The organism is Pseudomonas parafulva (assembly GCF_002021815.1).
Taxonomy (GTDB): Bacteria; Pseudomonadota; Gammaproteobacteria; order Pseudomonadales; family Pseudomonadaceae; genus Aquipseudomonas; species Aquipseudomonas parafulva_B.
Window position 1 is genome coordinate 3,828,553 of sequence record NZ_CP019952.1, and the last position, 23,107, is coordinate 3,851,659.

Genomic DNA, 23,107 nt, shown 5'->3' on the forward strand with positions numbered 1-23,107 from the left:
CTGCAAACCCGCCGGGTACACCCCCGGCGGCAAGGACGATGACCAGCAGTAAGGACACTCTGTGAAGCCAAGCAGTACGCTTTCACCGTGGTTGCTGGGAGCCTTCGGGCTCCTGGCCTTGAATTTTCAACCGGTGGCCCAGGCCGCCGATGACATAGACCCTGCATTACGCCAGATCGGGCCGTCCCTGCTCAGGGACGCGCCTGACGCGGTACCGGCAAGGCCCGCCGTGGGCATGGCCCCGGTCGCCGGCGCGCAGCCCTTGGGGCTGTCCGAGGCCGTGTTGCAAGCCGCGCAATGGCACCCGAGCATCGCCGAGGCCATCGGCAACCTGTACAAGCAAGGCGAAGGTATCAATGTCGCCCGCGCAGGTTATTACCCGCAGATTTCCGGCGGCCTGCGTACCGGTTATGACACCGGCTACGGCGGTGACCGCAGCAGCCAGGCCATCAACCTGTCGCTCAAGCAGATGCTGTACGACTTCGGCAAGGTCGATCATGCGGTCAGCGCTGCCCAGGCCGCAGCCGCCCGGGCCCAGGCCAATATCCTGCTGGTGGTCGATGACCTGGCCCGCGACACGGCCTACGCCTGGATCGAAACGCGCCGCTATGAGCAGCTGATCGGCATTGCCCGTGACCAGATCCGTGGGGTAGGCGACATTGCCAGCATGGCCCGCCAGCGCAGTGACATGGGCGCCAGCACCCGCTCCGACGTGGTCCAGGCCGAGTCGCGGGTACAAAGCGCCCGCGCCGTGCTGGAAGAATACAGTGCCCAATACGAGCGCTGGCGCTCGACCCTGGCGGCCTTGCTCGGACGCGCCACGCCGGTCTCCCTGGACGAACGAACGCCTCGGGAACTGGCCCAGGCCTGCAAGCGGCCGAGCCAGGGCGACGAGCGCCTGCCAGCGGTACTGATGGCGCTTGCCCAACGTGCCCAGGGCCAGGCCGAACTGGCCCAGGCCAAGGCCGAGGCTTATCCTACCGTGTCGTTGCAGCCCCAGGTCAACCACTACCTGGACAATGACTACAACCGTGACAACTCACGCCTGGACCGTACCCAGGCCGGTATCTACCTCAACGTGGAGGTGCCGATCTACCAGGGCGGCTCCATCAGTGCCCGCAGTCGCGCGGCGGGCTATGCCCTGACGGCCGCCGATTCGGCCGAGGATGCCGCGCGCTTGCAGGCCCGCCGCGGCCTGGCCGAGGCCACCGCGCAAACAGCGGGGCTGGGCCGCCGCCTGAACTCGCTCGAGGCCCGCCAGGACAGCATTCAGGAAGCGCGGATGCTTTACGGCCGCCAGTACCTGGACCTGGGCACGCGCCCCCTGCTCGACTTGCTCAATGCCGAGCAGGAAATCTACCAGTCGCGCTTCGAACTGGCCGGCACTCGTTCCGACCTGCTGCGCCTGGACGTGGACTGCCTCTACAACACGGGCGCCCTGCGGGCGGCCTTCGGCCTCGAGGGGCGTAACCTGCAAGGTGTGGAGATTCAGCCATGAGCGATCCGGTCAATGTGACACTGCCCGAACAGGCCCACGCCCCGGCACCTGCCACCAGCGCGCGGGCTGACCTCGGCCCTTGGCTGGAGGTGATGCTGCAGGTCGCGCATCACTATCGTCTGGACGTGTCCCCCCAGCGCATCCGCCTGGCCGCCGATGAGGATGCCCGGCCCCTGGACGAAATCCTGCGCCACATGGCACGCCAGGCCGGCCTGGCCTTGCGCTTTGTGCGTTTCGACGCAAAAGGCTTGCGGCAATGGCGCACGCCGCTGGTGCTGGAGCTTGATGACGGCCAATTGGCCGTGGTCGAGTCGGTGACCCAGGAGGATGACCTGGCGGTGGTCTTCGCAGGCGATCAAGGGCTGACCTCGCGCCTGCCCCGCGATGCGCTGCAAGGCAGGATCACCCGCGTTGCACTGCTGCGCCCTGCACGGCCACTGCGCGATGTGCGCACCGATGACTACACCGCCCCGTACGACCGTCACTGGTTCGCCCGCATCGTGCTGCGCGACCTGCGCCCGTATGGGCAAGTGATGATCGCCTCGCTGGTCGCCAACGTTCTGGCGCTGGCCGGGGTGCTGTTCTCGATGCAGGTCTACGACCGCGTGATTCCGGCCGAATCGCTGCCGACCTTGTATGTGCTGTTTGGCGGCGTGGTGCTGGCGCTGGTGTTCGACTTCAGCATGCGCCTGCTGCGGCTCAAGGTTACCGACCTGTTGGGCAAGCGAGCCGACCTGCGCGTCAGCGACCTGGTCTACGGCCACGCCCTGCGCCTGCGCAACTCGGTGCGGCCCAAGTCCACCGGCTCGTTCATTTCGCAGTTGCGCGAGCTGGAGTCCATCCGCGACCTGATCACCTCCAGCACCGCGACGGCACTGGCCGACCTGCCCTTCTTCCTGCTGTTCCTGTTCGTGTTCTGGCTGATCGGCGGCGTGCTGGTGTTCGTGCCGATCGTAGCCCTGGTGGCGATGGTGGTGCCGGGCTTGCTCGCGCAGCGGCGCCTGGCACGGTTAGCCAATGCCTCGATGCGCGAGTCCTCGTTGCGCAACGCCATGCTGGTCGAGAGCATCCAAGGCCTGGACGAGATCAAGGCCCTGCAAGCCGAAGCGCGTTTCGAGCGGCAATGGAACCAGTACAACGCCGCCTGCGCCCACACCAACCTGCGCCTGCGCACCCTCACCAACGGGCTGGTGGCCTGGACGCAGAATGTGCAAGGGGCCGTGTTCGCCGTGGTCATCGTGATCGGTGCGCCCATGGTGATCGCCGGTGACCTGACCACCGGCAGCCTGGTGGCCGCCTCCATGCTGGCCTCGCGCATGATGGCGCCGCTGGCCCAACTGACCCATGTCCTGACCCGATGGCAGCAGGCCAAGGTGGCCCTGCAAGGGCTGGACAAGCTGATGCAATCGCCAGTGGACCATCCTGAAGGCGAGGCACGGGTGCACATGCCTGCCCTGCGCGGTGAATACCGCTTGCGCCAGGCCACCTTCCGCTACAGCGAAGAAGCGCCGCCTGTGCTCAACATCGCGCAGCTGGACATTCGTCCGGGTGAGCGCATTGCCGTGCTTGGCCGCAACGGCGCTGGCAAGTCGACGTTGCTGCAGGCGCTGGCCGGCAGCATGGACCTGATGCAGGGCGAGGTGAGCCTGGACGGTATCGCCATGGCGCACCTGGACCCGGCCGACCTGCGCCGTGACGTAGGCTTGCTGGCCCAATACGCCAGGCTGTTCCACGGCACCCTGCGCGAGAACCTGACCCTGGGCGCCGGCCAGGCCAGCGATCAGGAGCTGGTGGCGGCGCTGTCGGCCACCGGTGCGCTGGATTTCGTGCGTCGCCTGCCCAAAGGCATGGATCACCTGATCCTCGAAGGCGGCCTGGGCCTGTCCGGTGGGCAGCGCCAGGCGCTGGTGCTGTCGCGGTTGCTGGTGCGCCAGCCGCAGGTGCTGCTGCTGGACGAACCTACTGCTTCGCTCGATGACATTACCGAGCGCCGGTTGTTGGATAACCTGGACCGCTTCTGCCAGGGCCGCACCCTGGTGATAGCCACCCACCGGTTGAGCGTGCTGCAACGGGTGGACCGCATCCTGGTGCTCGACGGCGGCCGTATCGTGATCGACGACGCGCGCGACGTCGCGTTGGCCAAACTGCAAGGAGCGCAGGCATGAGCAACCATGAACTTCCCGCCTCTTATCTCGATGGTCAGGATGACCAGGCGGTGTTTCGGGCCGGGCGCCTGATCACCCTGTGCGCGGTGATGCTGGCGGCATTCCTGGCTTGGGCTGCCTGGTTCGAGGTGACCGAGGTGTCCACCGGCACGGGCAAGGTCATCCCCAGCTCTCGCGAACAGGTCATCCAGTCGTTCGAAGGAGGCATCGTCGCGCAGATGAGCGTGGCCGAAGGTGACCTTGTCGAGCGCGGCCAGGTCCTGGCCCAGCTTGACCCGACCAAGACATCATCGAGCGTGGGCGAAAGCGAAGCCAAGTACCGCGCGGCCAAGGCCAGCCAGGCGCGGCTGCAGGCAGAGGTCACGGGCAAGCCGCTGAAATTCCCGGCCAGCCTGCGCGAGTCGCCCGAGCTGATCGAGGCGGAGACGGCGCTGTACACCACCCGCCGCCGTGGCCTTGAGCAGACATTGGCCGGTATCGAGGACTCGCTGCGGCTGGTGCGCAGCGAGCTCAAGATCACCGAAAACCTGGCGAAGATGGGCGCCTCCAGCCGCGTCGAGGTCATCCGCCTGAACCGTCAACGCTCGGAACTGGAGCTCAAGGCCACCGAGGCGCGCTCGGAGTACCTGGTGCGAGCCAGGGAAGAGCTGGCCAAGGCCAGTGCCGAGGCCGACAGCCTGTCGGAGGTGATTCGTGGCCGCAGCGACTCATTGACGCGCCTGACCCTGCGCTCGCCTGTGCGGGGCATCGTCAAGGACATCGAGGTCAATACCCTGGGCGGTGTGGTGCAGCCCGGCGGCCAGGTGATGAAGATCGTACCGATGGATGAACGCCTGCTGATCGAAACCCGCATCGCGCCACGGGACATTGCCTTCATTCACCCCGACCAGGCCGCGAAAGTGAAAATCAGCGCCTACGACTACTCGGTGTATGGCGGCTTGGACGGCAAGGTGGTGGGGATTTCGCCGGACACCCTGCAGGACGAGGTCAAACCTGAAATCTATTATTACCGGGTGTTCATTCGCACCGAACAGGACAGCCTGCAGAACAAGGCCGGCAAGCAGTTTGCGATCGTGCCGGGGATGATCGCCACGGTGGATATTCGCACCGGGGAGAAGACCATACTCGACTACCTCATCAAACCCCTGAACCGTGCCAAGGAAGCCTTGCGCGAACGTTAGCGCAGGCGCCCCTAAAGCCTTGACGGAACAGGCCGATAACCTGTTATCCCCTGTTCCCCACCGAAGGTCACCATGGCCAAGCAAAATGCCCGCGCGGACGCGTTGTCCCTGCTGTTGTTCACCCTGCGCAGCGGCAAGCTGATGGCAATCAACCTGCTCAAGGTCAGCGAAATCATTCCGTGCCCAGCGCTGACCAAGCTTCCCGAGTCCCACCCCCATGTCAAAGGCGTAGCGACCCTGCGCGGGCACCCGCTGTCAGTGATCGACTTGTCCCGCGCCATTGGCGAGCGACCGCTGGCCGACCCCAACGCAGGGTGCTTGATCGTCACCGAGATCAGCCGCTCGCGCCAGGGCCTGCACGTGCAGGCGGTCAGCCGCATCGTGCACTGCCTGAGCACCGACATCAAACCGCCGCCTTACGGTGCGGGCAAACAGTCGTTCATAACCGGCGTTACCCGTGTGGACAACACCTTGGTGCAGGTGCTCGACATCGAGAAGGTCATTCACGGCATCGCCCCGGCACCCGTCGAATCGCCCGCCAGTGGCCTGAGCGTCGAGGACGCCAGCCTGCTGGCCGCCGCCAACATCCTGGTGGTCGACGACAGCAACGTCGCCCTGCAACAGTCGGTGCATACCCTGCGCAACCTGGGGATCGAGTGCCGTACCGCCCGCAGTGCCAAGGACGCCATCGGCATTCTGCTGGAGCTGCAAGGCACGGCGCAGGAGATCAATGTCATCGTCTCGGACATCGAGATGAGCGAGATGGACGGCTATGCCTTCACCCGCAGCCTGCGCGAGAGCCCGGATTTTCAGCACGTGTACGTGCTGCTGCACACCTCGCTGGACAGCGCCATGAGCAGCGAAAAGGCGACCCAGGCCGGGGCCAACGCCATCTTGACCAAGTTCTCGTCCCCCGAGTTGACCGACTGCCTGGTGGTGGCGGCGCGGGCCGTGGTCTTCGCTGAGCGCTGACCTGCCAGCACGGCTTCGGGTTTGCCCCTCGGACTGACTGGGGCATACTTCCAGACCCTCTCGCAACCAGCAGGAAGCCACGCATGAAACGTATCAGCCTCATCCTGATCAGTTGCGCCCTGTTCAGCGGCCTCGTCCAGGCCTCCAGCAGCCAGGCCTGGAACGAGCACCGTCAGCAGATGCTCAAGGCCTGCCTGGCTGCCAGCCAGTTCAAGAACGCCCATGCTCGCGGCAAGCCCGCCGAGTTCGACGACCAGTCCGGCATGAGCGCACTGCTGATCGAAGGCGTGTACCCGCAAAAGCACATGAAGCAGCGTACCGGTACCGAGTTGTGCCTGTATGACCGCAAGCAGCAGCGGGCGTATGTAAGTGAATGGAGCCCGCAAACCAAGTGAGCGATAGCCTGCGTTTCGCCTGCACCGGCTGTGGCAAGTGCTGCAGCGGCCACCATGTGCCCCTGACCCTGGTCGAGTCGCAGCGCTGGGCCCGCGACGGTGGGCAGGTAATCGTGCTGATAGAGGCATTCGTCGTCGACGGCCCTGGCATGCCTCCTGAGCAACGCGAACATGTGCTGTTGCGCTCTCACGCCGTACCCAGTGCCGACGGCCAGATCCGGGTGTCGGTAACCTTCGCGGCCTTCAACCCTGGCCGCTGCCGCTATCTGGCCGACAACGACCTGTGCGCCATTTACGACCAGCGCCCGCTGGTGTGCAGGATCTATCCGGTTGAAATCAACCCACACATCCCCTTGCGGCCCGAGAGCAAGGATTGCCCGCCTGAGGCCTGGCAACAGGGGCCTGACCTGATCCACGGCACGCAGTTGGTCGATGCCCAGTTGCAGGCGTTGGTGCAGGCCTCTCGGCAGGCAGACAGGGAGGACATCGCGGCCAAGGTGGCGGTCTGCCATGCACTGGGCATGACGACTAGCGCGCTTAAAGGCAACGGCTTTACTGCCTACTTGCCTGACATGCATGCGTTTGCCACAGCGCTTGCAGAGCTGCCCCAGGACATCTGGGGATCTTGGGCTCTGCATGTTGAGGATGCGGCATTGCAGGCACAGTTACAGGCGCACGGGGTACAGGTGACTGACCAGCCACCGGTTTATTACGCGTTTATCGGGTTCTAGGGGCGGGGCCGCTTTGCGGCCCCGGCAATGTGAGCTGCGAAGCTGAGCACCTGCAGCTGCCACCTTCGTGGCCGTTCTGGCCGAGGCAAGCGTGCGCTCCGTCCGCGTCCAGTAACCGTCTGAATGTGAGCCCCCTAACGCCCACTCTGAACCTCGGCTCTCACTAGTTCCCTACAAGGCTCTAAACCGGGCATTTCAAAGAAAATCCCCGCCATTCCAGCCCCGATACTTACCTTTTACGCAACAGTGCTTATCCAACTTCGCTCTGTTTAAACTGCCTCCACACGACTAACTTTACCCCTGTCCTCATTAGTACTTGCACCGCAAGAAGGTAGTTAGAAATGTCCAACAGTATGGGTATTGCCAGCGTGTTCGTCCTGTCGTCCCTGTTGTTGTCCCCCCTGGCCATGGCCGAAGAGTCGCCTGCATTCGTGGCCCGCAACGCCGAGTTCGCAGCGGCCCATCAGGAGGCCCGTGAAACAGTGGCCACACAGCATGCCGACACCGTCAAAGGCTCGCCGCAGACAGCGTCCAAAGCGGTTGTCGATACCGACGCCGACAGCTGAGCCTACGCCTCGGCGCGTTCAACAGGCGCCATGGGATTCATCTGTTTCAATATGTTAGCCTCTAAAAGCCGCTGCCCTATCAGCGGCTTTTTTTCGTATGCGCTGTGTTTTTTCCTGGCAGTTGTGTCATGCGCCAAGCATGGCCATCCCTTATAACAAGCACTGCCCCGCCTACCGATCAAGGAGTCTATACCGGTGTCTTTCGCGTTTCGCTTCACCCCGCTTTTCATTGCGCTCAGTGCAAGTATTCCCGTCACGGCTCAGGCCACCGATGACAACGCCGAGGGTTTTGTCGAGGGATCGTCGTTGAACCTGCACTTGCGCAATGCTTATTTCAACCGCGATACCCACAATCACGGTGCACGCGATACGCGGGAATGGGGTCAAGGGGCAGTGGCGCGCTTCGAATCCGGTTACACACCAGGCACTGTCGGTTTCGGTCTGGACGCGCACGCCATGCTAGGGGTGAAGCTCGACGGTGGTGGTGGTCATGCAGGCACCAGCATCCTGCCGACCCGTGTGAAAAGCGACGGTGAACTGGGGGCAGCCCCGCATTCGTTTTCCACCGCAGGCGCGGCGCTCAAGCTCAAGGCGCTGGACACCGAGTTCAAGGCCGGTGATCTGTTTCTGACCAACCCCGTGATCGCCGGTGGCGAAACCCGCATGCTGCCGCAGACGTTCCGGGGTATCAGCCTGACCAACACCAGCGTCGAAGGGCTGCTGCTTGAGGGTGGCAAGGTCAGTTTCACCAAGCCCTACAACCAAAGCGGCCATCGCCGTATCGACACCTACTACGGCTCACTGGATGAGCGCGGCAAGAGCAAGCACCTGAGCTGGGCGGGCGCGGCCTGGAGCGGTACACCCAACATCACGACCAGCGTGTATGCGGCTGAACTCAAGGACATCTGGAACCAGTACTACGCCGACTTCGACTACACCTATGTGGTCAACGAGCAGGTCAGCCTCAACCCTGGCGCTCACTTCTACCATACGCAAGACACAGGCCGGGCCTTGCTGGGCAGCATCGACAACAACACCTACAGCCTGCACCTGACCCTCAATGCAGGCGCTCATACCGTGACCGCCGCCTATCAGCGGGTTAACGGCGATACGCCGTTCGACTACATCAACCTCGGAGACAGCGTCTACCTGGACAACTCGCGCATGTATTCGGACTTCAACGCGCCGAACGAGCGGTCCTGGAAACTTCAGTACGGGTATGACTTCGCCGGCCTCGACCTGCCTGGCCTGAGCGCATCGCTGTCGTACTCGCGGGGCAAGGCCGACCTGACCAAGGCTGCCCAGGACAACATCCATTACGACTACTACCGGGCTGATGGCAAGCAGGCCCAGCACTGGGAACGCGACCTGGACGTCAAGTACGTGTTCCAGGAAGGCGACCTCAAAGACCTCTCGGTGCTGGTCCGTTACGCCACGCACCGCGGCGGCCAAGGCTACGCCTCGATCGATGGCAACAGCAACAACGACGAAGTGCGCGTCATCGTCGACTACCCTCTGAACGTGTTCTGACAGCCTGGTACAGACACTGGCTAATCCGTGCGGCAGGGCGATCTCTGCCGCGCTGTGATTCCGTCGGGCGAACTTGTCCGACAATCACCTCTTGCCTAGAATGTCGCCGCCGCAAATGGCCCCCAGCAGTCGCGACCATGCCTACCTCACCGTTACGCCTTGCCTCTTCCCGGTCGCACCCTGAACTGGCTCTCGTGCTGGGCAGTTGCCTGGCCGTGCTCGCCATCGTGGCCATCGTCAGCTACTTGCTGATGCGCGAGCGTGAGAGCGTGGAGCAATCGGCCGTACGCTCGGCCAACAACATCGTGCAATTGATCGAAAGTGACATCCTGCGCAATGTCGAGCTTTATGATCAGGCCCTTCAAGGGTTGATCTGGGCGGTAGGCCGCAAGGAGCTGCCCTCGGTACCCGGCCCCCTGCGCCAACGGCTGCTGTTCGATGATACCTTCGCCGACCGCAAGCGCGGGGACGTACTGTGGCTGAACAGCAATGGTGACGTGGTAGGTGATTCGACCAGCAGCGTACCGCGCAAGGCCAACTTCCGGGACACGGGCGTGTTCCAGACCCACTTGCACAACCCAAACACCGCCCTGCTGGTGGGGCCGCCGTTCAAGGCCCGGTTGGGCGACCTGGACTGGTGCATCAGCTTCAGCCGGCGCATCACCGACCCGAACGGCAATTTCGCCGGGATTGCGGCTGGCGCACTGCGCCTTGGCTATGTCACCGATCTGTTCAAACGCCTGGATATCGGTGCCAACAGCAGCGTGAACCTGTTCAACGTCGAAGGCCAGCTACTGGCCCGCCAACCCATGGGCCCGTCCGACCCATCTGTGGGCAGCCAGTACGCCGGCAAGCCCAATTTCCAGCGAATACTCGGGCAACAAAGTGGCAGCTTCGTCGCGGCCTCAGCCGGGGATAACAGCGAGCACATGTATACCTTTGCACGGGTGGGCGACCTGCCGCTGATCGTGCTGGTGGTGCATGCCACCGACGAGGTGTTCGCGTCCTGGCGCCGCACGGCGCTGCTGGTCAGCGTCGCCACCGGGCTGCTGTGTGCAGGGATCATCTGGTTGACCTGGCTGCTCGGCCGGGAGCTGCATCGCCGTTACCAGGCTGAACAGCGCCTGGCGTCCTTGGCCGCGACCGACAGCCTGACCGGCCTGGCCAATCGCCGGCACCTGGATCAAATGCTGCGCCATGAATGGGCACGTGCCCAGCGTACCCGCCAGCCACTGACGGTGCTGATGGTCGATGTGGACCATTTCAAGGCGTTCAATCAGCGCCACGGCCATGCGGGCGGTGATCACGCACTGCGCGAGGTGGCCAAGGCCATCGAGGCCTGCATCCGTCGGCCGGCCGATCTGGCTGCTCGGTATGGCGGGGAGGAATTTCAGGTGGTACTGCCAGAAACCGACGCGCAAGGTGCACGGCTGCTGGCAGAACGGATATGCCGTAGCGTCGAGCGACTCGCTCCTTTCGGTAACGATACCCAGCCGGTCACGGTGAGCATCGGCATTGGCAGCTTCAACGCAAACACCCAGCAGGGCCTAGCAGCCATGCTGGGTGGTGCGGATGAAGCGCTCTACCGGGCCAAGGCCAAGGGCCGCAACCGGGTAGAAGGCCCGGTCACTTAAGAGCGGGCGCGGGCCGAATCACGCAGCGCCTTTACTTGGTCATGGTTGCGCTGTACGCCTTGCAGCTGTTTCTCGACCAGGGTGTAGGTGGAGTCTGTTGCACTACGACCCAGCTTCACCAGTTTCTCACGGGCCTCTTTGTAGGCCTTCAGCGCATGATCCTCACCGCGCTCGACTTCGTTGAGCACTGCCTCTTCGCTCTTACCTGTCAGCATGGACTTGAAGTTCACCCATCCCCGATGGATATCAGCTGTAATGCTGGTAGATGTCTCTGGATCCCCGCCAAGCCTACGTACTTCGCTTTGCAGTTCGGCAGCAGCATTCGCGCACTCGCCAGCACGTTGAACGAAGAACGCTTTCAGTTCAGGATTCTTGACATCATCGGCCGATTCACGGAAACCCTTTTCGCCGTCTTTGCTGTACTCGATCAGGTCGTTCAATACGTTGATAACGTCTTTGTTAACGTCACTCATGGCAAAACTCCTTGGCAGGTGATAGTCATCTGGATAGGAGCAGTGATCGTGCCAAATTGAGCAATCTTATAAAATGCATATATTTCAATGACTTAGCCAAATCAAATATTATTTGGAAAGCAGCATTCTGCATGATTACGCTTGGGTACTCGTGCAGATTGCCGTATGGTCGGCATTTTCACGTTCAGATCTGAAAAATGTTCAACCAGCAAAGTCTTGAACTGTTAGTGACTCGCAGTATGCCGTTTGGCAAATACCAAGGTCGGATCATTGCCGACCTGCCGGGCGATTACCTGGCGTGGTTTGCGCGCAAGGGCTTTCCAACAGGGGAGCTAGGGGAGTTGCTGGCCTTGATGCATGAAGTCGACCATAACGGTCTGAGTGACCTGCTGGTGCCATTGCGGCGCAAGCATGGGTGTTGAGCGGGTTCGCCGACCGTGCCGGTAAACGGCACTGTGCCAGGCTGACGCCGCCCCTTAAGAGCGGCATCCGTAGCCGAAAAGGCTTGCCGTTAAGCACCTCTATCCCTTGGCCGGCGCCACCATCAGCTCGACGTTTTCGTTCTTCTTGATCAGCGCATACACCACCGCCGTCAACAAGCTACCTGCGACAATCGCCAACAGGTACAACGCGGCATGGTTGATGGCGTTCGGGATCAACAGGACGAACAGTCCGCCATGGGGCGCCATGAGTTTGCAACCAAAGTACATGGACAAGGCCCCGGTCAGCGCGCCCCCTGCCAGGCTCGCCGGAATCACTCGCAGCGGATCCTTGGCGGCGAATGGGATGGCCCCTTCGGAAATGAAGCACAGCCCCAGTGCCAAGGCCGCCTTCCCCGCCTCCCGCTCGCTCTGGGCAAACTTGCGCCTGGCCAGGAACGTGGCCAAGCCCAGGCCAATCGGCGGTACCATGCCGGCGGCCATGGTGGCAGCCATCGGGGCATAGCTCGAAGACGCCAGCAACCCTACCGAGAACGCATAAGCGGCCTTGTTGATCGGTCCGCCGAGGTCGACGCACATCATGCCACCAAGCAGCAGCCCCAGCAGGATCGCGTTGGTGGTGCCCATGCTGTCGAGAAACCGCGTAAGGCCTTCGAGCATGGCCGCCACCGGCTGCCCCACCACATAGATCATCACCAGACCGGTGAACAGGCTGGCCAGCAAGGGAATGATCAGGATCGGCTTGAGCGCCTCCAGACTGGTGGGCAGCTTCGCCCAGCGGGCAATGGCTTTGGCGCTGTAGCCGGCCAGAAAGCCCGCCACGATGCCGCCGATGAAGCCGGCACCCAGGGTGCTGGCCAGCAGCCCGCCGATCATGCCTGGGGCCAACCCTGGCCGATCGGCGATGGACCAGGCGATATAGCCGGCCAGCAGTGGCACCATCAGCTTGAAGGCCGCTTCACCGCCGATCTGCATCAGCGCAGCCGGTAGCGTCCCCGCTTGCTTGTAGGCTTCGATACCGAACACGAACGACAAGGCAATCAGCAGGCCCCCGGCCACGACCATGGGCAGCATGAACGAGACACCGGTCAGCAGGTGCTTGTAGACGCCGGTTTTTTCGCCCTTGCTGGCGGCAGCGCTGGCCGAAGCAGTCCCACCCTCCTCCACCTTGGCTTCGGCCAGCGCCTTGTCCAGGGTGGCGCGGGCCTGCTTGAGCGCAATGCCAGTGCCGCAGCGGTAGATGCGCTTGCCCGCAAAGCGCGCTGCGGGCACCTCGATGTCAGCGGCCAGCAGCACCACGTCGGCAGCTGCGATGGCTTGGGCCGAAAGCGGGTTGCGTGCCCCGACCGAGCCCTGGGTTTCAACGGTGAGCTGGTAGCCCATCTGTTGCGCGGCCTGTTGCAGGGCTTCGGCCGCCATGAAGGTATGGGCGACGCCAGTCGGGCACGCAGTGACTGCAACGATGCGCACTTCCTCGCGGGTGTCGACATCGGGGGCTACGGCCATCAGCGGCTGCGCATTGGCAGCTGCTTCGTCGAGAAAACCTTCGCGGTCAGCCAAAGCCTGGGACGGCGTGCTCTGGTACACACGCTTGCCTACAAAGCGGGTAAGGTCCACCGGGCCGGTGCTGACCACCAGCACCCAGTCGGCGTCGGCGATCTGCGCTGCGTCGAGCTGTCGTTCGGGATGCTCGGCATCCTGCACCTCGACCTGGGTGGTCCAGCCACGGCGCTGGGCCGCAGCCGCCAGCAGACGTGCGCTGAGCACGCTCGATACCTGGCCATTGGGGCAGGCAGTGAGAATGACAATGTTCATTGGCAACCCTCTTGTTGTTCTGTCAGGCTCACAGCGGCTTGCAGGCGGGCCAACTGGTCATGGTCGTTGATGCCGAAACCCACCTGGGTGACGGCCTGTGCGGCGATGGCGGTGGCACGGGCCAAGGTGCGCGATGCGGCTTCACCCTGCAACAGCCCGTGGACCATGCCGGCCACGAGGGAGTCCCCAGCACCGACCGTGCTGGCCACCTTCACCTTGGGCGGTACCGCCGCCAGGGTGAAATCATGGGCGAACCAGCGTACCCCGTGCTCGCCGGCCGAAACCACCACGTGCTCGACGCCCTCATCCAGTAGCTGTCGGGCGGCCAGTCGCTGTTGATCGGCATCGTCCACGGGCGTGCCCAGGGCTTCGCCCAACTCTTCGGTATTGGGCTTGACCAGCCAGGGCAGGCTTTGCAGACCGACGCGCAGCGCCTGGCCGCTGGTGTCCAGCGCCACTTTCAAGCCCATGGCCTTGAGCTCATCGAGCAAATCACCAAACCATTGAGGGCTAATCCCGCGTGGCAGGCTCCCGGCAACGACCACGGCGTCATGCCCCGGTGCTTCCTGGCGCAACAGGCGCAGCAAGGCATCGCGGGCGGCCGCGTCCACTTCCGGACCCAGGCCATTGATGTCGGTGACGCGGCCATCGGCCTCGACCAGCTTGAGGTTGCTGCGGGTTTCCCCAGGCACGCGCACGAAGCAATCGCAGAAGCCGCGCCAGTCGATCAGCGCTTCGAACGCCTGCAGGTTGTCCTGCCCAAGAAAACCACTGACGGTCACGGTATGGCCCAGGTCGGCCAGCACCTGGGCGACGTTCAAGCCCTTGCCAGCTGCGTGGCTGTGCTGGGCCTGGCTGCGGTTGACGTGACCGGGGCGCAGGCTGTCGAGCCCGATGGTGATGTCCACGGCAGGGTTGAGGGTCAGGGTAAGGATCTTGGCCATTCAATAACGCTCCACCAGCGCGCGAACCGCGGCGGCACTGTCTTGTTGCAAGGCCTCGCGCGCCAAAGCGCGGGCTGTACGGGAATCGGCCTGGCGCACCAGAGCCTTGACTTCGGCGACGCTGCGCGACGCCACGCTCAGCTCGTCCACTTCAAGCCCCAGCAGCACCGCGACGGCCTGCGGGTCAGCCGCCAGTTCGCCGCAAACCCCCACCCACTTGCCATGGGCGTGGGCGGCGCGCACTGTCATGTCGATCAGGCTGAGGACCGCAGGATGCAGCCCATCGGCCTGGACGGACAGGCTGGGGTGGCCACGGTCGATGGCCAGGGTGTATTGGGTCAGGTCATTGGTGCCGATGCTGAAGAAGTCCACCTCGCGCGCCAGTTGTGGCGCTAACAAGGCTGCCGAGGGCACCTCGACCATGATGCCCACCTGCAGGTCTGCCACGGGAATCTCCATACGCAGGCGCTCGACCATCGCACGTGCCTCGCGCCACTCGTGCATCTGCCCGACCATAGGGAACATGATGCGCAAAGGGCGTTGATCGGCGGCGCGCAGCAGAGCACGCAGCTGGTCTTCCATCACCTGCGGGCGCTGCAGGGTCAGGCGCACGCCGCGCACGCCGAGGAAGGGGTTTTCTTCCGCGGCGATCGGCCAGTAGGGCAGCGGCTTGTCACCGCCCACGTCCAGGGTACGCACCACCAGCGGGCGCCCGTCCAGGCCATCGAGCACGCGCCGGTACTCGGCCTCTTGGGTGGCCACATCTGGCGCCTGGGAATGGGCCATGAAGATCAGCTCGGTGCGCAACAGGCCGACGCCTTCGGCCCCCTGCTCCACCACTTTGGCGATACCGCTGCTTTCACCGATGTTGGCGAACACTTCGATGGCATGGCCATCACGGGTCACGGCCGGGTCGAAACGGTTGGCCCACGCGGCTTGCAAGCGCTGCTCGCGCAGGTCGCGCTCAGCCAAGGCACGCTGCAGCTCATCGGCTGGCGGCGCGACGTTGACCACTCCGCGCTGGCCGTCGAGCAGCAGCGGCGTGCCGTTTTCCACTAGCAGCACGCTGGCGCCGGCTCCGACCACGGCAGGGATACCCAGCGCCCGGGCGACAATGGCGCTGTGCGCGGTGGCGCCACCCTGGGCCGTGACGATCCCGGCAACCCGCGCCGGGTCGAGCCTGGCGACATCGGAGGGGCCGACCTCGCTCATCACCAGTACGTAAGGTTGGTCAGGCTCGCTCTGCGTCTGGACCCCGCACAGCTGGGCCAATACGCGGCGGCCCACGTCGCGCAGGTCGGCAGCCCGCTCGGCCAGCAAAGCGTCATGCAGCGCTTCCTGCTGGCTGGCGGCTGACTCGATCACCGCCACCCATGCGGCAGCGGCACTCTCCCCCTGAGCCAGGCGCTGCTCGACGTCGTCGGTCAGAGCCGGGTCGGCCAGCATTTCCTGATGGGTGACGAAAATCTCGCCGATGGCCGCGTCGCTGCGCTGCACCAGCACCTGAAGATCGGCACTGACGGTAGCCACGGCCTGGGTCAGCTTGTGACGTTCCTGATCGTACGACTCGCCGCGCAGCGGGTAGTCGTACGTGCGCTCGGTCACGACGTGGGCAGGGCCGCACGCGATACCCGGGGCAGCGCCCACACCCTGTACGCGGCTGCCGGCCGCCGGCGCCTTCGCCTTTTCGACGGTTGGCTGCGCGGGGGTCTCTGGGACAAGCGGCAGTGCCTCCACCTCCTCGCCCAGCCCTTGCTCGATGGCTGCCAGTAACGCAGGCAGGGCATCGGCGGCGATAGCGGGCTCGGCCACCAGTTCCAGTTCCTGGCCACGGCGCGCGCCCAGGCTCAACAGCTTGCTCAGGCTTTTCACCGAGACGCCAGGCTGACCGCTCTCGACCACGCGCACGCGAATGTCGCCCTCGAAACGTTTGGCCAGTTGCGCCAGCACCTTGGCTGGGCGGGCATGCAGGCCGTGGGCATTGGCCAGCAGGATGCGTGCGCTCGGCCAGTCGGCAGGCGCCTCGCCGCCGAGCACTTCGAGCACGGCGCGGCTGCTGGTGGCCTGGTAGAGCATCTGCCCGCGCCCTTCGATCAACACTTCGCACAACCGTTCGAGCAATGCCTGGTGGGCAGCCCCCAGGCTGGCCAGGCAGAACAGGCCAGTCAGCGGTTGATCGCGATAACGCACAGGTTGTGCCGGGGTGACGAAGGCCAGGCCTGGCTGGCGAACTTGGCGTTCGCTGTGCAGCCACCACAAACCCTCTCCCAGCGGCAGCGGCTCTGCCTGCTGCAGCACGGCGGCAAAGCCGCTGTCCACGCAGTTGGCGCGCTGCAACAGGCGCGCACCGCGCCAGGCCAGCTCATCGAAGTCTTCGGCCGGAAGGTTCAGGGCGATCAATTGCGCATCGAGCGCCAGCGCCTGCGGTGCACCCTGCAGCAGTTTGAGCAAGGCCTCGGCCGAGCCTGCACGGCGCAGGGCTTCTGCCAGATCGGTTTCGCCCAGGGCACGGGTCAGCAATTGCAGAAGGCGCAAGTGCTCGTCAGAGCGCGCGGCGATGCCAATGGCCAGGTACACGATCTGCCCATCACCCCAGTCCACACCCTCGGGAAACTGCAACAGGCGCACGCCCGTGGTGTACACCAGGTCGCGGGTCTGCGGCGTACCGTGGGGGATGGCGATGCCCTGGCCAAGGAACGTGGAACCTTGCGCCTCGCGATCCTGCAACCCTTGCAGGTAGCCCTCGGCGACCAGTCCGTCGGCGACCAGGCGATCCGCCAGCAGGCGCAATGCATGTGCCTTGTCTGGGGCCGTCTGGCCCATGGCTATCTGCTCCTTGGCGAGCTCAAGCATGACCTTCTCCCTTTGCAGTTCCCGGATGGGTACTGGAGTATTGTTGTGAAATTCACGGAAATGGCCAGTTCAACCGCCTTGCACAGTGGGCAGCAGAGGCAGAAAATCAGGAGGCTGAAACGTTTAATCTGACCAGGCGGCCACGTTACTCGATAATCTGCCGATGAAAAAGCCCCATCCTGTCGGACAATTGCGACAATGCTCGCCTGCGCTCGCTGCGGTATCAGGGTCAAACTGCCTGGTCATCGCCTACAGCCAGCTTTGGTCATAACAAGGAAAACTCGGTGAAACTCAGCGATATCGCCCGCCTGGCCGGTGTGTCCGTCACTACCGCCAGCTACGTCATCAATGGCAAGGCCGAACAGCAACGCATCAGCAACAGCACCGTGGAGCGCGTGCAGGCGGTGGTGCAGGCCCATGGATTTACGCCCAACCCTCAGGCCGCTGGCCTGCGCAGCCGGCATACCCGCACGCTGGGCTTCATCCTCCCGGACCTTGAGAACCCCAGCTACGCGCGTATTGCCAAGCGCCTTGAGCAAGGGGCTCGGGCCCGGGGCTACCAGTTGCTGATCGCCAGCAGTGACGACCAGCCCGACAGCGAGCGCCAGTTGCAGCAGCTGTTCCGGGCGCGCCGGTGCGATGCCTTGTTCGTGGCCAGCTGCCTGCCGCCGCACGATCAGAGCTACCGCGAGTTGCAAGACAAGGGCCTGCCGGTCATTGCCATCGACCGAGGCCTGGACCCCCGGTATTTCTGCTCGGTGATCAGCGATGACCATGATGCCAGTCGTCGTCTGGCCGCCAGCCTGTTGAGCACCTCGCCAGGCAGCATTGCCTTGATCGGCGCACGCCCTGAACTGTCGGTTAGCCAGGCCCGCGCCGGTGGCTTCGACGATGCGCTACAGGGCTTTGCCGGTGAGGTGCGCCGCTACCAGGGCGAAGCGTTCAGCCGAGAGTGCGGGCAGCGCCTCATGCAGCAATTGATCGATGAGCTGGGTGGCCTGCCCGATGCCTTGATCACCACTTCGTACGTGCTCCTGCAGGGAGTGTTCGACGCGCTGCACGCCCAGCCCACCGAGTCGCGCAGGTTGCAGCTGGGTACATTCGGCGACAACCAGTTGCTCGACTTCTTGCCGCTGCCGGTCAATGCCATGGCCCAACGTCACGGGGACATGGCCGCCAAGGCACTGGAACTGGCCCTTGCCGCGATTGAAGAAAAACGCTACGAACCAGGCGTGCATGCGGTCTCGCGCACCTTCAAGCAACGAATCGACCCGTCATGAACCTGCGTCTGATCGACACCCACACGCACCTGGACTTCCCGGACTTCGACGCCGACCGCCCGAGCCTGATGGCCCGTGCAAGCGCGCAAGGCGTCGAGCGAATGGTGGTGCTGGGGGTTCATCAGGCCAACTTTCAGCGGGTATGGGACCTGGCCTGCAGCGACTCGCGCCTGGCCGCGGCGCTTGGCCTGCACCCGGTCTACCTTGAAGATCATCAACCGAGCCACATCGAGCAGTTGCGCGCCTGGCTGGAGCGCTTGCGTGGCGATAGCCGCCTGTGTGCGCTGGGCGAGTTCGGACTGGATTACTACCTCCCTGAACTGGACAAGGCTCGTCAGCAGGACGTGTTCGAAGCGCAGTTGCAAATGGCGTGCGACTTCCAGCTACCGGCCCTGCTGCACGTGCGCCGCAGCCATGCCCAGGTGATTGCCACCCTCAAGCGCTACAAGCCCATGCGGGCGGGTATCATCCATGCATTCGCCGGCAGTTACGAAGAGGCACGTGAGTACATCAAGCTAGGCTTTCGGCTTGGGTTGGGCGGCGCGGCGACCTGGCCCCAGGCCTTGCGGCTGCGCCGTACGATTGCCCGCTTACCGCTCGACAGCGTGGTGCTGGAGACCGACGCACCGGACATGGCGCCGGTCATGCATCCGGGGGTGCGCAACAGCCCCGAGCACCTGCCAGACATCGCACAATCGCTGGCCGAGTCGATGGGCGTGCCCGTCGAGCAATTGGCCGAAGCGAGCACGCGCAATGCCTGCGAGCTGTTCGGTTGGCAAGCCCTGCATTGATTCGCGCCGGCCCGCCCCGCGCGGTCAGGCCAACACGGTCCACAACGCGAAAGCGGCATACCACAGCACACCACAACGCAGCACCAGGTCCCATAGGCCATCCAGGCGTCGCATCCCGCAATCATTCTCACTGGCAGTGCCGGCATCACTGCCGTCATCAGCCATACGCCCGACGCGGGCTACCAGGTGCGCGGCAGTGACATGCCAGTTCAACAACTCGTGCAATATTTCGCGGGCAACGGCCACGAAGTTGCCGACCAGGGCAAAGCTCAATGCCACCACCCTGACCGGCACCCAGTCCATGAGGTGGCGAAGCTGCTCGGCGCGGTGCTGGAGTGCGGGTCGCTGACTGTGCGCTTGGCACAACGCCAGAAGGCGGTAAGCCAGGGCAACGGCCGGCCCCAGCAGGAAGTACCAGAAGATGACGGCGAAAAAGCCCTGGTAGGCCTCCCACAGCAACCTGCTTTGCAGGCGTTCGCGCAGGTTGCGTGGCCCATCGGCCACTATGCCAAGGTCACGTGCAGCCACGTGCAGCGCGGCCTGTTCATCGCCCCTGTGCCAGGCGTCACGCACAGGCCCGAGGGAAGCCTTGGCATCGCCACGTCCCAGGCTATAAACCAGCACCAGAAGATGTACTGGCAAGGCCAGCAGGCCGTAGGCAACGGGCTCAAGCACATGTAACAGCAGTGTCAGCACCAGCACCGGAGCCAGCACCACAGCGGCCAGTACCCACCCTACAGGCAGCCCACCTTTGCGCTCAAGGCGCGCCAGTTCGCCAAGGAAGAAACCGTCACGCTGGACCAGATGGCGCAAGCCGGAAAATTTCTCGAACCACAGCACCAGGATCAACACCAGAAAACTCATGCCTCAGCCCTCCTCGCGCTGTAACGCCTGGCGATACCGCACCCAGTCGAAGGCAGGGCCGGGGTCGGTCTTGCGTTGGGGGGCGATATCGCTGTGCCCTTGGATACGCTCGGGTGCGATGGCCGGCCAGGCCTTGCGGATGTGCCGCGTCAAGCGGTCGAGGGTCAGGTACTGCGCATCGGTATACGGTATCTCGTCAGTGCCCTCCAGCTCGATGCCGATCGAGAAATCGTTACAGCCCTCACGGCCGTCGAAACAGGAGACGCCGGCATGCCAGGCCCGATCATGCAACGAGACGAACTGGGTCACCGCCCCCCCACGCTCGATGAACAGGTGTGCAGATACCTTCAGGTGCTCGATGCTGGCGAAATACGGGTGTGCGTTCGGGTCGAGCCGGTTCTGAAAGAACGCCTGGACGTAACCGCCGCCGAAGTTGGCCGGCGGCAAGCTGATGTTGTGAAGCACCAGCAGAGAAATCTGCTCACCTTGCGGGCGGGCGTTGAAATTCGGTGAGGGGCAGTGGGTGATTCCGTCTCCGTGGAACCAGCCAGTGGCACGGTCCAATTGCATGAGGGGCCTGTCCTGAAAAGTGCTGCACAGAGCGTCAGTATGCCCTGCTGCCGCTAGCGTTGACACGGTAATCATCACAAAGCAGCCAGCCCGCTCCTGTGCAAATCCTCTATGACCGCTTCCAGGGCGCGCTCGAACAAAGGACCGTCATCCAATACGCGAACGGTGCCGGCTTCCAGGGCCTGGGTAAGGCCTGCGCCACTCCACTCCCGCACTTTCATGCCGCTGCGATTTGCAAAGACGAGCTTGTCGCAACTGTCCAGGCGTGCCACCAACTTGCAGCGCTGAATGCCACTGTCATCGGACACTTCAATCCAGGTACCCATGCGCAAGCGTTGCACCTTCTGCGAGACCTTGACCTTGCCCTTGTCACCGGCCGGTTGCTGCCCAGGTCCGTCTGCCTCTTCGGCCAACGCCAACAGGATGTCCTGGGTGACCAGGATGTCGTCCTCGTCGGCCTCAGCGCCACCTGCATAAGCACGTATGTGCAGTTGTTCGAGTTTGCGGAAAAATTCACGGGTCACCAGCGAGTCGGTTCCGACACTGGCCAGCCCATCGCGCAACGACTTGAGCAATGGTGGTACCTGATGCACCAGGGCCTGCGGCTGAAGCGATGGCGTCACACTGGCCAGCAAGGTATCGAGGGTCTGCAGCGCACTGCGCCAGCCCAGAGACGCTTCGCCGTGTCTGAGCCAAGCCAGCATCATCACCTGGCTCCAGTTGTTGATCAGCATCCGTACCACTGCCTGGGGCCAGACCCGTCCCCGCAGGCGCTGGCTGAGCACGTGTTGCACCTGTCGCCTGGCAAGCGATGCATTGGCCCGCCCCTCTTCGGCGTCCCGGGTGCGCTGCTCGAACAACTCGGTACGCCGCCGTTCATGCTGGGTCTGCCCGAGCAAGTCCTCGAGTAGCTCACCGAACAGACTCGTGTCTTCGGCAAAGTCGATGAGCAGGCGCTGAACCACACGTTCAGCGCGCAGTTGCAACGCATCACCCTGCTCTTGCTCGCGCGGGTCGCAGCCGAGCCCCGCCGCCGCCATTTCGTTGAGCAGCCGCCGGGCGGGATGACTGGCGCGGCTGAGCAGCCCCCTGTCCAGCAGCGCCACCTTGAGCAGCGGGATCTGCAGGCGCGCCAGCACGGCTCGCAGGCAGGGGGGTAGATTGTCGTCGCGAGCAATAAACCTGAACACGTGATCGATCAGGTTGATCATGTCTTCGTCGTCCCCGCCAATAAAGCGGCGGGTACCGCTACGCACGCTGATGGTCAGCAGCAATTGCTCCACTTGCTGGCCAAGGGCGAAATCGTCAGCCGCATCGGGCTCTGGCACATAGTGCTGCAGATGTGAGAGTAACCGCAGCAGATCGGCTCTGCTGACCGGCTGGGCGCCGGCCGGTGCCTCCAGGCGAGGCGCGAACAAACCACGTGCGGATCGCAGAAGCGGTTGCAGGGAGGCGAACAACGCATCGCCTGCGGTATCTTCGCTCGCTTCAGGCTCATGGTAGGAGCGCTCGTCCGGCTCCGCCAGCAAGTAACTGTCCCCGGCTCGTCGGCAAGGCGTCGGTGGCAGCTGACCCAGCACGCCTGCCGCAATCAGCAGCCTGTTGGCTTCGCCATAGATGACTTGCGCGTCGCACAATACATACCGCTCGAACAGCTTGAGCAGCACCAGCTTGACGCGCGGCCCTACACCCAGGCTTTGCCCGGCCTCGAGAAAGCAGCGACACAAGGCAATCGGGTTCAGGGGGTTGCACTGCTCAGGCACATGACGTTCGAGCAGCGTCTGCAAGCGCAGGCCCAGCTGCTGTAGCGCGACGCCATCACGGGCCTTTACCCTGGTCACCATCGCCTCCACCGCTGCTGCACGCTCGGACTGACCGGGGGTGAGCGACAATACGGGAGCGACGGTTGCCGGGGTATGCTCAGGCTCAGGCTCGGCCAAGCGCGCGAAGGCTTCATGGACGGTATCGAGAAACAGCCGCTCGATGCTCTTGCGCTTGAGTCGCAAGTCGCGCATGGCTTCGAAATACAGGTGCTGAGCGAACCGGTCCGCGGCCTTGTCGGCCATTTCGAACAGGGTATCGTCGGCATTGTCGAACAGCGCCTGCAAACCCTGGCGCAGTTGCAGGGCGGCCTGATCGCGCACCTGCAGCAGCGCGATGGGCAGACTCGTGGGGGGCGTGCGCCGTCCATGTTCAGCCGCCGCCAAGGGCACTACCTTGCCCTCTTTGTGCATCCTGTACTCCTTGCAGGGTGTCGGGCCTAGACGCGGCCAGTTTCGCCAATAGCATGACGCCAAATATCAGACAGCATTATCAGGAATAATTCCTTTTACTGCCAGACGCGTTTCCTTGGCAAATGTCTTGACCCTGTACAGGCAGTGATTGCTCAACCCGTTGCGTCATGG

At 63.8% G+C, this 23,107-nt stretch carries 19 protein-coding genes; 12 read left to right on the forward strand and 7 right to left on the reverse strand.

Annotated elements, in window-relative coordinates; genetic code table 11:
• Positions 1–61: 61 nt before the first annotated feature.
• From B2J77_RS17160 to B2J77_RS17200, 9 genes are all read left to right on the forward strand, one after another.
• Positions 62–1,498, forward strand: coding sequence for a TolC family outer membrane protein (locus B2J77_RS17160; RefSeq protein WP_078479086.1), 1,437 nt, complete (start codon positions 62–64; stop codon positions 1,496–1,498).
• Complete coding sequence (locus tag B2J77_RS17165; RefSeq protein ID WP_078479087.1) at positions 1,495–3,663, forward strand: type I secretion system permease/ATPase; 2,169 nt, start codon at positions 1,495–1,497, stop codon at positions 3,661–3,663. The genes B2J77_RS17160 and B2J77_RS17165 overlap by 4 nt, the downstream gene beginning before the upstream one ends.
• A complete protein-coding gene (locus B2J77_RS17170; RefSeq protein WP_023534727.1) occupies positions 3,660–4,844 on the forward strand; it encodes an HlyD family type I secretion periplasmic adaptor subunit in 1,185 nt (394 codons plus the stop codon). Before B2J77_RS17165 ends, B2J77_RS17170 begins: the two co-directional genes overlap by 4 nt.
• 72 nt (positions 4,845–4,916) lie before the next feature.
• Entirely contained in the window at positions 4,917–5,816 is a 900-nt protein-coding gene (locus B2J77_RS17175; RefSeq protein ID WP_058639429.1) for a chemotaxis protein, read from the forward strand.
• Positions 5,817–5,899: 83 nt separating this feature from the next.
• A complete protein-coding gene (locus tag B2J77_RS17180; RefSeq protein ID WP_058639430.1) occupies positions 5,900–6,211 on the forward strand; it encodes a hypothetical protein in 312 nt (103 codons plus the stop codon).
• Positions 6,208–6,942, forward strand: a complete 735-nt coding sequence (locus B2J77_RS17185) for a YkgJ family cysteine cluster protein (protein WP_078479088.1) — start codon at positions 6,208–6,210, stop codon at positions 6,940–6,942. The genes B2J77_RS17180 and B2J77_RS17185 overlap by 4 nt, the downstream gene beginning before the upstream one ends.
• A gap of 341 nt (positions 6,943–7,283) precedes the next feature.
• A complete protein-coding gene (locus B2J77_RS17190) occupies positions 7,284–7,508 on the forward strand; it encodes a hypothetical protein (protein ID WP_078479089.1) in 225 nt (74 codons plus the stop codon).
• Between the two features lie 195 nt (positions 7,509–7,703).
• Complete coding sequence (locus B2J77_RS17195; RefSeq protein ID WP_078479090.1) at positions 7,704–9,038, forward strand: OprD family porin; 1,335 nt, start codon at positions 7,704–7,706, stop codon at positions 9,036–9,038.
• Between the two features lie 137 nt (positions 9,039–9,175).
• On the forward strand, positions 9,176–10,672 hold the full coding sequence (locus B2J77_RS17200; RefSeq protein ID WP_058639434.1) for a diguanylate cyclase domain-containing protein: 1,497 nt from the start codon (positions 9,176–9,178) through the stop codon (positions 10,670–10,672).
• Here B2J77_RS17200 and B2J77_RS17205 read toward each other — a convergent pair.
• Complete coding sequence (locus tag B2J77_RS17205) at positions 10,669–11,145, reverse strand: ferritin-like domain-containing protein (RefSeq protein WP_058639435.1); 477 nt, start codon at positions 11,143–11,145, stop codon at positions 10,669–10,671. The genes B2J77_RS17200 and B2J77_RS17205 overlap by 4 nt on opposite strands.
• A gap of 197 nt (positions 11,146–11,342) precedes the next feature.
• Here B2J77_RS17205 and B2J77_RS17210 point away from each other — a divergent pair, with 197 nt between their 5' ends.
• Complete coding sequence (locus B2J77_RS17210; RefSeq protein WP_058639436.1) at positions 11,343–11,567, forward strand: DUF3820 family protein; 225 nt, start codon at positions 11,343–11,345, stop codon at positions 11,565–11,567.
• 99 nt (positions 11,568–11,666) lie between these two features.
• On the opposite strand, the gene B2J77_RS17215 is transcribed toward B2J77_RS17210, so the two are convergent.
• From B2J77_RS17215 to ptsP, 3 genes are read right to left on the reverse strand one after another with little or no spacing between them, the layout of a single operon-like run.
• Positions 11,667–13,400, reverse strand: coding sequence for a PTS fructose-like transporter subunit IIB (locus tag B2J77_RS17215; protein WP_078479091.1), 1,734 nt, complete (start codon positions 13,398–13,400; stop codon positions 11,667–11,669).
• Positions 13,397–14,344, reverse strand: coding sequence for a 1-phosphofructokinase (pfkB, locus tag B2J77_RS17220; protein WP_058639438.1), 948 nt, complete (start codon positions 14,342–14,344; stop codon positions 13,397–13,399). The genes B2J77_RS17215 and pfkB overlap by 4 nt, the downstream gene beginning before the upstream one ends.
• Positions 14,345–17,197, reverse strand: a complete 2,853-nt coding sequence (gene ptsP, locus B2J77_RS17225) for a phosphoenolpyruvate--protein phosphotransferase (protein WP_078479092.1) — start codon at positions 17,195–17,197, stop codon at positions 14,345–14,347. It lies immediately after the preceding gene.
• A 284-nt stretch (positions 17,198–17,481) separates the two neighbouring features.
• Here ptsP and cra point away from each other — a divergent pair, with 284 nt between their 5' ends.
• Together cra and B2J77_RS17235 are read left to right on the forward strand one after the other, a co-directional pair.
• On the forward strand, positions 17,482–18,477 hold the full coding sequence (cra, locus tag B2J77_RS17230) for a catabolite repressor/activator (protein WP_058605850.1): 996 nt from the start codon (positions 17,482–17,484) through the stop codon (positions 18,475–18,477).
• A gap of 2 nt (positions 18,478–18,479) precedes the next feature.
• Positions 18,480–19,268 (forward strand): TatD family hydrolase, encoded by a 789-nt coding sequence (locus B2J77_RS17235; RefSeq protein ID WP_058639473.1) that lies wholly within the window; start codon positions 18,480–18,482, stop codon positions 19,266–19,268.
• Between the two features lie 24 nt (positions 19,269–19,292).
• Here B2J77_RS17235 and ampE read toward each other — a convergent pair whose 3' ends face one another.
• The 3 genes from ampE to B2J77_RS17250 form a co-directional block, all read right to left on the reverse strand.
• On the reverse strand, positions 19,293–20,132 hold the full coding sequence (gene ampE / locus B2J77_RS17240; protein WP_078479093.1) for a regulatory signaling modulator protein AmpE: 840 nt from the start codon (positions 20,130–20,132) through the stop codon (positions 19,293–19,295).
• Positions 20,133–20,135: 3 nt separating this feature from the next.
• Positions 20,136–20,702 carry a 1,6-anhydro-N-acetylmuramyl-L-alanine amidase AmpD gene (gene ampD, locus B2J77_RS17245; RefSeq protein ID WP_058639441.1) on the reverse strand — a complete coding sequence of 189 codons (567 nt, stop codon included), beginning with the start codon at positions 20,700–20,702 and terminating at the stop codon, positions 20,136–20,138.
• 74 nt (positions 20,703–20,776) lie between these two features.
• Complete coding sequence (locus B2J77_RS17250) at positions 20,777–22,936, reverse strand: DUF1631 domain-containing protein (RefSeq protein WP_078479094.1); 2,160 nt, start codon at positions 22,934–22,936, stop codon at positions 20,777–20,779.
• Between the last annotated feature and the right edge of the window lie 171 nt (positions 22,937–23,107).

Excerpts from the sequence above, each read along its gene's own strand:
- B2J77_RS17165 (WP_078479087.1), top strand. The coding sequence starts at position 1,495 with ATGAGCGATCCGGTCAATGTGACACTGCCCGAACAGGCCCACGCCCCG.
- B2J77_RS17170 (WP_023534727.1), top strand. The coding sequence starts at position 3,660 with ATGAGCAACCATGAACTTCCCGCCTCTTATCTCGATGGTCAGGATGAC.
- B2J77_RS17175 (WP_058639429.1), top strand. The coding sequence starts at position 4,917 with ATGGCCAAGCAAAATGCCCGCGCGGACGCGTTGTCCCTGCTGTTGTTC.
- B2J77_RS17180 (WP_058639430.1), top strand. The coding sequence starts at position 5,900 with ATGAAACGTATCAGCCTCATCCTGATCAGTTGCGCCCTGTTCAGCGGC.
- B2J77_RS17190 (WP_078479089.1), top strand. The coding sequence starts at position 7,284 with ATGTCCAACAGTATGGGTATTGCCAGCGTGTTCGTCCTGTCGTCCCTG.
- B2J77_RS17200 (WP_058639434.1), top strand. The coding sequence starts at position 9,176 with ATGCCTACCTCACCGTTACGCCTTGCCTCTTCCCGGTCGCACCCTGAA.
- B2J77_RS17205 (WP_058639435.1), bottom strand. The coding sequence starts at position 11,145 with ATGAGTGACGTTAACAAAGACGTTATCAACGTATTGAACGACCTGATC.
- B2J77_RS17210 (WP_058639436.1), top strand. The coding sequence starts at position 11,343 with ATGTTCAACCAGCAAAGTCTTGAACTGTTAGTGACTCGCAGTATGCCG.
- B2J77_RS17215 (WP_078479091.1), bottom strand. The coding sequence starts at position 13,400 with ATGAACATTGTCATTCTCACTGCCTGCCCCAATGGCCAGGTATCGAGC.
- pfkB (WP_058639438.1), bottom strand. The coding sequence starts at position 14,344 with ATGGCCAAGATCCTTACCCTGACCCTCAACCCTGCCGTGGACATCACC.
- ptsP (WP_078479092.1), bottom strand. The coding sequence starts at position 17,197 with ATGCTTGAGCTCGCCAAGGAGCAGATAGCCATGGGCCAGACGGCCCCA.
- ampE (WP_078479093.1), bottom strand. The coding sequence starts at position 20,132 with ATGAGTTTTCTGGTGTTGATCCTGGTGCTGTGGTTCGAGAAATTTTCC.
- ampD (WP_058639441.1), bottom strand. The coding sequence starts at position 20,702 with ATGCAATTGGACCGTGCCACTGGCTGGTTCCACGGAGACGGAATCACC.
- B2J77_RS17250 (WP_078479094.1), bottom strand. The coding sequence starts at position 22,936 with ATGCACAAAGAGGGCAAGGTAGTGCCCTTGGCGGCGGCTGAACATGGA.